Annotated in this window: 9 protein-coding genes; 2 read left to right on the top strand and 7 right to left on the bottom strand. The window is 70.3% G+C overall.

The genetic code is table 11. The features are described 5' to 3' along the window. Window positions 1-29: 29 nt before the first annotated feature. A complete protein-coding gene (locus J2S22_RS28465; protein WP_272780711.1) occupies window positions 30-260 on the top strand; it encodes a hypothetical protein in 231 nt (76 codons plus the stop codon). 13 nt (window positions 261-273) lie between these two features. On the opposite strand, the gene J2S22_RS28470 is transcribed toward J2S22_RS28465, so the two are convergent. Next, a complete protein-coding gene (locus J2S22_RS28470) occupies window positions 274-1,248 on the bottom strand; it encodes a PDR/VanB family oxidoreductase (RefSeq protein WP_272780712.1) in 975 nt (324 codons plus the stop codon). A gap of 4 nt (window positions 1,249-1,252) precedes the next feature. Further along, a complete protein-coding gene (locus J2S22_RS28475) occupies window positions 1,253-2,341 on the bottom strand; it encodes an aromatic ring-hydroxylating dioxygenase subunit alpha (RefSeq protein ID WP_272780713.1) in 1,089 nt (362 codons plus the stop codon). Between the two features lie 335 nt (window positions 2,342-2,676). Here J2S22_RS28475 and J2S22_RS28480 point away from each other — a divergent pair, with 335 nt between their 5' ends. Continuing rightward, a complete protein-coding gene (locus tag J2S22_RS28480; protein ID WP_272780714.1) occupies window positions 2,677-3,246 on the top strand; it encodes a TIGR00645 family protein in 570 nt (189 codons plus the stop codon). Between the two features lie 154 nt (window positions 3,247-3,400). Here J2S22_RS28480 and J2S22_RS28485 read toward each other — a convergent pair whose 3' ends face one another. From J2S22_RS28485 to J2S22_RS28505, 5 genes are all read right to left on the bottom strand, one after another. Next, on the bottom strand, window positions 3,401-4,837 hold the full coding sequence (locus J2S22_RS28485) for an MFS transporter (RefSeq protein ID WP_272780715.1): 1,437 nt from the start codon (window positions 4,835-4,837) through the stop codon (window positions 3,401-3,403). 306 nt (window positions 4,838-5,143) lie between these two features. After that, window positions 5,144-5,926 carry an anti-sigma factor family protein gene (locus tag J2S22_RS28490; protein WP_272780716.1) on the bottom strand — a complete coding sequence of 261 codons (783 nt, stop codon included), beginning with the start codon at window positions 5,924-5,926 and terminating at the stop codon, window positions 5,144-5,146. Next, window positions 5,923-6,447, bottom strand: coding sequence for a sigma-70 family RNA polymerase sigma factor (locus J2S22_RS28495; RefSeq protein ID WP_272780717.1), 525 nt, complete (start codon window positions 6,445-6,447; stop codon window positions 5,923-5,925). The genes J2S22_RS28490 and J2S22_RS28495 overlap by 4 nt, the downstream gene beginning before the upstream one ends. 79 nt (window positions 6,448-6,526) lie before the next feature. Then, complete coding sequence (locus tag J2S22_RS28500; protein WP_272780718.1) at window positions 6,527-8,005, bottom strand: YncE family protein; 1,479 nt, start codon at window positions 8,003-8,005, stop codon at window positions 6,527-6,529. Window positions 8,006-8,015: 10 nt separating this feature from the next. Further along, window positions 8,016-8,453: a DUF305 domain-containing protein gene (locus J2S22_RS28505; RefSeq protein WP_272780719.1), complete on the bottom strand. Its 438-nt coding sequence runs from the start codon at window positions 8,451-8,453 to the stop codon at window positions 8,016-8,018. Window positions 8,454-8,893 lie beyond the last annotated feature (440 nt).

Here is an 8,893-nt window from a genome sequence, read left to right on the forward strand (position 1 = left end):
TGTTCGGTCGCGCTCAGTGAGGTCCGCACATGGCCGAGATCGAGAACCATACGATCCGACTGCTTCAGGAGTTGCGCGAGGGGCTGACCCGCCTCGAAGCCAAGGTGAACGACGGCTTCGAGCACATCTCCGACGAGTTCGAGGATCTGCGCAAGGTGATGGCCGGCGAGACGGTGCTCGGCCGGATGGCGGCGAAGTCGGTCGACGACCGCCTCACCGATCTGGAGCGTCGCGTCGGGGAGATCGAGCGCCGCGGTTGACCGCGGTCCCGCCTCACCCCTCCCGGTCGGCCGTGTCGATCGTGATGGTGCCGCCGGCGACACGCGAGACACAGGTGCAGAGCTTGGCGTCCGCCGCCTTCTCCACGTCGCTGAAGAACACGTCGCGGTGGTCGACGACACCGTCGACCGCGAGGATCGGCAGGGCGCACAGGCCGCATTCGCCCTTGCGGCAGTCGGAGATCATCGCGACGCCGGCCGCCTCCAGGCTGTCCAGCATCGTGCGGTTCTCCGGCACGGCGATCTCCAGCCCCAGCCGCGGGATCCTGACTGTGAACGGCACCGTGGCGAAGCGGCCGCTGCTGCCGAAGGTCTCGAACCGCAGCTTCTCGGGCGGGCGGCCGCTCGCCTGCCAAGCGTGCTTGGCCGCCTCCAGCATGCCGATCGGCCCGCAGACATAGAGCTCGCCGTCGGGGGCCAGCGCGGCGATCCCGGCCGCGAGGTCGACCCGCCCGCCGGTCTCGCTGGTGACGATCGTCAGCCGCTCGCCCAGGATCTCGCGCAGCTCGCCGGCGAAGGCGAGGTCGCAGGCGCGCCGCGCCGCATAGACGAGGCGCAGCGTCGCGCCGGCACGGGCGAGCGCCGTCGCCATGGTGTAGATTGGCGTGATGCCGATACCGCCGGCGACCAGCAGATAGTCCGGCCGGCCGGTGCCGAGCGGAAACGTGTCGTGGGGCCCCGTGAACGAGAGCCGGGCCCCGGGGGTGAGCGACCACATCCAGGCCGAGCCGCCGCGGCTGTGCGGCAGGAGCTTCACGGCGATCCGGTAGAGGCCGTCGGCGCACGGCCCGACGATCGAGTAGGAGCGCAGGTCCGGCCGGTCGCCGATCCGGACCCGGATGTCGAGGTGACTGCCGGGCGGCGGTGGCACGAACGCCCCGTCCGGCTCGATCTCGAACAGGCGGATGTCGGGCGTCAGGTCGGTGGTGGCGCGCAGCCGCGCGGTCCGCTGGTCGACGGCCTGGAGCATGGCGTCACTCCGCCGCCTGGCTCGGCATCGGCCGGGCGCCGCCGCGCTCGGCCTCGAGCATGCGGTCGATCAGCTGGCGGGCCCACAGGGCGCCGGCGTCGATGTTGAGGTTGTAGAACGGCATGCGCGGATTGCGGTCGATCGCGCGCTGCTGCGCCTCCAGCACCACATGGTCCTGGTCGTAGACGCCCTTGCCCTGGTTCACGTGTCCCTTCTGGATCGCCCGCGTCAGCGCCTCGTCGTCGCGGCGGAAGTTGCGAACGAAGTTCCAGTGGTAGTGGCAGGTCGTCTCGGTCTCCGGCGTGATCGCTGCGAGAAAGCAGCCGTTGACGCCCTGCGAGCGGTCGCCCCGCGGCGCGCCGGTCCCGGTCGGCGCCACGCCGACGTCGCCGGCGATCACCGACGGCGCCTGGAAATGGATGATCTGCCAACGGTCGACGTTGCCGGGCTTGCCGAGCAGTCTGGCCCAGAACGGCGGCGGCTCGATGTCGATCATCCAGCGCGTCACGGTGGCGCTGCGCGCCGTATGGGTGACCTCGAACGGGCTCTCCAGGATGGCGTCGTGGCCGATGCTGCCGGCATGCACATAGGTCTCGTGGGTCAGGTCCATCAGGTTGTCGATGACCAGCCGGTAGTCGCACTTCAGGCCGTAGAAGGTGCCGCCCTCGCCGACCCACTCCGTGCCGTCGTTCCAGTGGAAATCGGGGATCTTCGCCGGGTCGGCGAGCGCCGGATCGCCCGGCCACACCCAGACGAGCCGGTGTCGCTCGGCGACCGGGTAGGCGTGCACGCAGGCCGACGGGTTGATCGTCTTCTGGGCCGGCATGAAGGTGCAGCGACCGTCGGCGTCGAAGACCAGGCCGTGATAGCCGCACACCACCTGGTCGCCGTCGAGCCGGCCGAGGGAGAGCGGCAGCAGCCGGTGCCAGCAGGCGTCCTCGAGCGCGGCGACCCGGCCGTCGGCGCGGCGGTACAGCACCATGTCCCTGGCGCAGACCGTGCGGGCCGACAGCGTCCGGCCGATCTCGTGCGACCAGGCGGCGGCGTACCAGGCGTTCAGCGGGAAGGGGAGGTCGGGGGTCTCGGGCGTCATATGCGTTTCCCTGAAGTGGTGCTTCTTGTTGAGCGGATGCTAGGCGCCGAGCCGGCGGCGCGACCAGTGGAAAGATGCCCACGCTGCCGTGGGCAGGCCGGGTCCACCCAAGCTACCGATTTTTCCCACAGATTTGGTGGGCGTTTGCCCACGCCGTCTGCCGTGCAGGTATTTTGAAACCTGCGGCGAAACGCCCCGGCGGGCGGTCACGCGGCTGCCAAGCTGTTCTGCTGCTTCGAGTCCGCCGCGGTGGACTTTTCGCCTGCCGCGGTCGTATCACCTGCAGCCCTTCACCCGCGCGCCCGCCGAACGGCGCGACGAGCGAGACCCGACGAATGACCGAGACGACCCCGCACCTTCCGCAGCCGCTGCCCAAGTCGCTGCGTCCCCTGCCGCTGCTGATCTTCAGCTCGCGCTGGCTGCAGCTGCCGCTCTATATCGGCCTGATCGTCGCCCAGGGCGTCTACGTGATCCTGTTCCTCAAGGAGCTCTGGCACCTCGTGACGCACTCGTTCGACTTCAGCGAGCTGCAGATCATGCTGGTGGTGCTCGGCCTGATCGACGTGGTGATGATCTCGAACCTGCTGATCATGGTGATCGTCGGCGGCTACGAGACCTTCGTGTCACGGCTCGGCCTCGAGGGCCATCCGGACCAGCCGGAGTGGCTCAGCCACGTCAATGCGAGCGTGCTGAAGATCAAGCTCGCCATGGCGATCATCGGCATCTCGTCGATCCACCTCCTGCGCACCTTCATCGAGGCGGGGGCGCTCGATTCCGGCCGCGGCACGCTGACCGCCACCGGGGTGATGTGGCAGACCATCATCCACTGCGTGTTCATCCTGTCGGCGATCGGCATTGCCTATGTGGACCGGCTGAGCCAGCCGCCCGACAGCGCGCATCACTGACAGCGCGGTCGTTCCGGGGCGCGAGCCGACGGCTCGCGAACCCGGACTCCAGCGGCGGAGCTGGAATGCGTGGCTCGATTCCGGGGCGGCGCGCTCGGGCGGCGCGACGCGCCGAGCCGCGTGCCATCCCCCGGAATGACGACGTCGGCGTCGGTCAGATCCGGCGCAGCGGGTTGGTGAGCGCCAGCACCAGGCCGCCGAGCGTGAAGCCGGCGATGCCGAGGAACACCACCCGGAAGGCGTCGCGAATGTCGCCCTGCACGGCGGCGAGCCGGGCGGCCGGCACGTGCGCGGCAGCGTCGCGGCCGCGCTGCACCAGCTCCGTGAAGACCGCCATGGCATCGGGATTGTGCAGCGCCAGCCAGCCGAACAGCAGCGTCGCGATGATGGCGGTGCCGAGTCCGGCGCCGATCGAGCGGGAGAACTGCACGGAGGCGGCCGCCTCGCCGAGCCGGCCGGGCCCCGCGGCGCTCTGTACCGTCACCTGGACCACCGCCATCACGGTCCCCATGCAGGCGCCGTTCCACAGCATCATGCCGCCGAGCGCCGGGATCGACAGCTCGGCGGCGAAGAACGCCAGCACGATCAGGTTGACGGCGGCGAGGCCGAGCCCGATCGAGGGGAACAGCGTGGTGTAGCCGGTGCGTGCCATCAGCCGGCCGGTGAGCAGCGAGCCGGTGCCGATGCCGATGGTGAGCGGAACCAGCACCAGGCCCATGGTCGAGGGCGAGGCCCCCCGCACCACCCCGAGAAACACCGGCAGGAAGGTGATGAGCGAGACGAGGGCGGCGCCGTGGCAGGCCGCCATGGCGTCGCTGCGCCAGATCGCCGGCTGCTTCAGGAGCCCGAGCGGGATCAGCGGCGATGGCGTGCGGCGCTCCTGCAGGATCAGCAGCACGAGGCTGAGTCCCGCCCCGGCGAGCAACGCCGCGGCGAGCGGCAGGGCCGAGAAGTTCGCCCGCTGCACCTGCTCGAGCGACAGCAGCGTGGTCGTCACGAAAACGGCGAACAGCATCAGTCCGAGCGGATCGGACCGCCACGCGACGCGCTCGACCTTGCGGGCCGGCAGGCGCAGCGCGAGCGCGATTGCGACGACGCTGACCGGCAGGTTGATCAGGAAGATCGATTGCCAGCCGAAATGCTCGGTCAGGAAGCCGCCGGCGACCGGCCCGAACGAGTTGGCCGTCACCGCCACGCCGGCGAGCCAGCCCTGGTAGCGGGCGCGTTCGCGCGGCGGCACCGCCTCGCCGATCAGCGCCTGGGACAGCGTCATCAGCCCGCCGCCCCCGAGACCCTGCAGCACGCGGGCGAGGGTCAGGACCTCGATGGTCGGCGACGCCGCGCACAGGAGCGACGTCGCGATGAAGATGCCGAGCGCGACCAGGAGCAGCCGGCGGCGGCCGAAGGAGTCGCCGAGGCGGCCGTAGAGCGGCGCCGCGACTGTCGCGGCGATCAGATAGGCGACCACCACCCAGGGCGCGCGCTCGATCTGGCCGGTCGAGGCGGCGATCGCCGGCAGGGCCGTCGCCACGATGGTCTGGTCGACCACGGCGAGGAACATCGGCAGCATGATCGACGGAAACACGACCATGAAGGCGGTCGGGGCCGGCGATGGGGCGGCAGGCGAGGGCGGGGTGGGCGAGGGGGACGACGGCGGCGAGGGCTGTTCGGGGGAGGTCGACAACGGCCTGGTCCTGGAGTCCGGAAGCGGGCACCGGTGTTCGCGTGTGGCGAACACCGGTGCCCGCTTTGGCGCGGGGGCGCTGCCGTCCCACATAGGCGCGGTCCGGCCGAATCCGCAAGCCGTCCGGCGCGCTCACCCGGGATGACGCCGGAGTCGGGGTGCCCGATGGCCGGCTCGACGGCATCGCGCCGACGCGCGCCGCTCCGCCGCTGTTCAGATGCCGCGCTCCTGCCGGCGAACCTCGTTGGCGATCGGATGCAGCGCCTCGGCCGGCAGCGGTCCCACCAGGCTGTAGCCGATGCCGTTCTCGGCCCACGCGAACCCTGCCGTCGATCCGCGCGAATGCGGGCGCATCGGCGCGTCCTGGTCGACCGCCATGCGGCGGCTCAGCACGGCGAGACGCGTGCCGCGATCGTCGTCGTACATGAACAGCACGGCCGGTCCCTGCGGCGTGGCCACCAGGCGTCCGCCCATGAAACGGTAGCCCGAGCGCGACAGGTCCGGCGCCGTGACGGCCCGGCCGAGACGCTGCGAGGCCCAGTCGACCAGCAGCGTGCGGTCCTCCGCGCGGAGCTCCACCGGACGGACATGGTCGGACGCGTAGACCTCGAAGCTCTCCGTCGCCTGCGACGCCAGCGCCGCGATGCCGCCGGCCGGCGGCTGCGACAGGTCGTGCAGCATCCAGCCGCCGGCCGCGCCGCCGCACAGCAGCACGATGGCGGCTGCCGCGGCGACCGCCGCCGCCCGCCATCCGACGCGCGAGGCTCGCCGCGCCTCGATCAGACGCCTCAGGTCGAGCCGCGACGGCACCGGCTCCTCGGCGATCGGCGCCAGGGCGGCGCGCAGCGACTCGCGCTGCCGGCGATAGTCTTCGACGCGCCCGGCGACATCGGGGTGGCTCTTCAGATACTCGGCGACCTCGGTGCGACGCGCGGGATCGAGCGCCTGATCGACAAAGGCGTGCAGGTCGTCTTCGGAGATCGGACGGCTGCTCATTTGATTCTCCGCAGATTCGGGGCCTTGGCGATCCTGTCCGGTTCCCCCAGAGCGCGCCGGAGCCGTTCGCGGCCGCGGGCCAGGCGGGACATCACGGTTCCGATCGGAACGTCGAGGACGTCGGCGGCCTCGGCATAGGACAGGTCCTCGACGGCGACCAGGAGGAGCACGGCGCGCTGATCCTCGGGCAGATCGGCGAGCGCCTGAACGACGTCGTGATGCCGGATCCGATCCTCCTGTGCGGGTGGATGCGAGACCGAATCCTCGTCCGCGTCCTCGATCGCAACGTGCCGGCCGCGGCGCTGCGCCTGGCGGAGGCGGTTGATGGCGAGGTTGTGCAGGATCGTGAAGATCCAGGTCCGGGCGTCGCCGTCCTGGCGGCGCTGATGCCAACGTCCGATCGCCCGCTCGAGGCAGTCCTGGACGAGATCGTCGGCGGCGGAGCTGTCCCGCAGCAAGGCCCGCGCATAGCGCCGCAGCGCTGGAATGAGCGGCTCGATCAGCGACGTCATCGTGGTCATGGCGAAACCCGCACGGCCTTCCCGGACGGCTCGCCCGTCCGGGAGGGTCGGATCCGGGCTGCCCCTCGGCGCGTCTTCATCACATTTGCACCTGTACGGGCGCGCCGGTCTGGCCGGGCACCCCCGGAGCGATCACGAGATATCGCGGCGGCGACTCCACACCCTGTACCACCTGGCGGATCGGGCCGACTGCGTTGACGATGGCCGCCCCGGCCGGATTGGTGGTGAAACCGGAGAGCGGCTGGAGCGCTCCGCTGCCGTCCGGGTTCGGCGCCAGAGCCAGCACATAGGGCTTCCTCGGTTCGAGGCCGGTCACCGATGCCTGCAGCACCTGCGTCAGGCCCTGGTCGAACAGCGAGACGCTAGTCGGCGCCGCGTCGGCCTGGTGCGGCCCCGAAAGCGTGAACTGGGCAGCCGCTCCGGATGTCGCGAGCGGCTGCAGCCCCTGCTTTCCGTCGCCGGAGGGCACGGCGTTCGGAACATACACGACGGCCTGCGGCGCCTGGCCGATCGGAACGGTCGCCACCACGGTGTTGGACGCCGTGTCGATGGCCGTGAGGCCGTCGGCGTTCTCCAGGCCGACATAGATCCGGCTGCCGTCGCCGGACGGCCACAGGCCGTGCGGCAGCCTGCCGACCGGGATGGTCGCGACCTGCGAGAAGTCGTCGGTGCGGAACACCCTGACCTCGTTCAGCCCGCCGACCGTGACATAGGCGAACATGCCGGCGGCAGTGCGTGCGAAATTGACGTGGTTGGTGATCGGTCCGGTGTCGAGGGTCTTCAGCACCGAGAAGGGCGGTCGGGCGTCGAACACCATCGTCTTGCCCACGTCCTTGAGCGTCAACCAGACCTGCTTGCCGTCGGGCGTCGCTGCGATGTTGGGGCAGAACGGGCTCTCCTGCTTTACCCGCCCGACGATGCGACGGTCGGCCACCGAGATCACCACGGTTTCGGGATTGAAGGACGAGCAGACATAGCCGTAGGTGCCGTCCGGCGAGAAAATCTGCATGCCGGGGCCGCCCGGGACCTTGATGCGCGTCTTCTCGGCGAAGGTGGTGCCGTCCAGCACGGCGATATAGTCCTCGCCCCGCACCGTGACCCAGACCTCCTTGCCGTCCGGCGTGAAGAAGGCCTCGTGCGGTGCGCGGCCCACATAGGTCACGTGCTTCACCGCATTGGTCGCGGTGTCGATGAACGACACCGCGTTGGTGCCGATCGACACGACCGCGAGCGTCTTGTGGTCCGGCGAAAAGCCCATGCCGTGCACCAGCACCTGGCCGCGATAGAGCGGGCTCAGATTGCCCGGCTGCGGATCGCCGAGCCGGATGACACCGAGCAGAGTGTTGTCGGACGGGTCGGTCACCGAGACCGTGTTGGAGAACTGTTCGGCCGCATAGACGCGATCGTGCCGGCTCACCGGAATGTCCCGGGCAGCCGCCGCACCCGGGGCCTGGCCGGCCCACGCCGCAGACGTCCCGGCGAAGCAGGTGGTCACGAGGACCGCAGTCGCGAGGCACGTGGTCGCGAGCAGTCCCGTCGTCGAGCCGTTGCGGGTCATGTCCTGATCCTCATCGCGTGGTCGGGGCGGAGGTCTGCGTCGGCGCCGCCGCCGGCGCCGGGAGCGGATCGCCGATGGCGAGCCGCATGGCCGCGATCTCCTGCTGCTGGGTGACGATGATCTCCTGCGCCAGCCGCCTGAGCTGCTCGTTGCGGCCGTAACGCAGCACCGCCACCGCCATGTCGATGGCGCCCTGGTGGTGCGGCACCATCATGGCGACGAAGTCGCGGTCCACGTCGCCGGACGGACGCACGGCCATGTCGGTCATCATCTTGTCCATCGCGACATCGTTCTCGCGCAGGAACGCGGCTTCCTCGTCGGATACGGGGCTCGTCGCGTCGGCCGGCGAGGCCGAAGCGTGGGGAGCGTGATGCGTGTCGTGTGCGGCTGCGCCGGTCGCGGACAGCACCGCGACGGTGAAGGCGACCACGATGGTGTTTCGATCCATACGACTGCTCCTTGGCAGAGGGTGTCGTCGATGCAGACACGCGGAGCGCGGATTTATTCCCGGGCTTGCGCGAAAATCGTCGGTGACGGTGCGATGTTGCGGGAGGGAGCCGGGCTGGTCCCTCCCGCGGCGCCGCGCAGGCGGAGCACCCAGTACGCCGCAGCCTCACGACTAAAAGCAGCGGAGCTCGGTGGATACTGGGTCGTCCGCCTGCGCGGACGACGACGATCGCGCGGCTCTCCCGTCGATCTTGTCTCAGCGCCCATGCGCCTTCGCGGGCTCTGGGTCCCCGCCTTCGCGGGGACGAACGGAGGTGGGGCCGATCCATCGCAACCGGAAACAGCTCTAGAGCGGAATCCGATCAGGCTGCATCGTATCCTGCGGCGGCGAAGTAGTTGGCACATTCCGCCGGGGTGAAGGTGCGGACGAGGCCGCCGATC

The organism is Rhodoplanes tepidamans, assembly GCF_030813915.1.
In the GTDB taxonomy this organism is placed as follows: Bacteria; Pseudomonadota; Alphaproteobacteria; order Rhizobiales; family Xanthobacteraceae; genus Rhodoplanes; species Rhodoplanes tepidamans.

Coding starts and splice junctions, on each gene's coding strand:
- J2S22_RS28480 (WP_272780714.1), top strand. CDS start 2,677: ATGACCGAGACGACCCCGCACCTTCCGCAGCCGCTGCCCAAGTCGCTG.
- J2S22_RS28465 (WP_272780711.1), top strand. CDS start 30: ATGGCCGAGATCGAGAACCATACGATCCGACTGCTTCAGGAGTTGCGC.
- J2S22_RS28495 (WP_272780717.1), bottom strand. CDS start 6,447: ATGACCACGATGACGTCGCTGATCGAGCCGCTCATTCCAGCGCTGCGG.
- J2S22_RS28490 (WP_272780716.1), bottom strand. CDS start 5,926: ATGAGCAGCCGTCCGATCTCCGAAGACGACCTGCACGCCTTTGTCGAT.
- J2S22_RS28485 (WP_272780715.1), bottom strand. CDS start 4,837: ATGGTCGTGTTTCCGTCGATCATGCTGCCGATGTTCCTCGCCGTGGTC.
- J2S22_RS28475 (WP_272780713.1), bottom strand. CDS start 2,341: ATGACGCCCGAGACCCCCGACCTCCCCTTCCCGCTGAACGCCTGGTAC.
- J2S22_RS28500 (WP_272780718.1), bottom strand. CDS start 8,005: ATGACCCGCAACGGCTCGACGACGGGACTGCTCGCGACCACGTGCCTC.
- J2S22_RS28505 (WP_272780719.1), bottom strand. CDS start 8,453: ATGGATCGAAACACCATCGTGGTCGCCTTCACCGTCGCGGTGCTGTCC.
- J2S22_RS28470 (WP_272780712.1), bottom strand. CDS start 1,248: ATGCTCCAGGCCGTCGACCAGCGGACCGCGCGGCTGCGCGCCACCACC.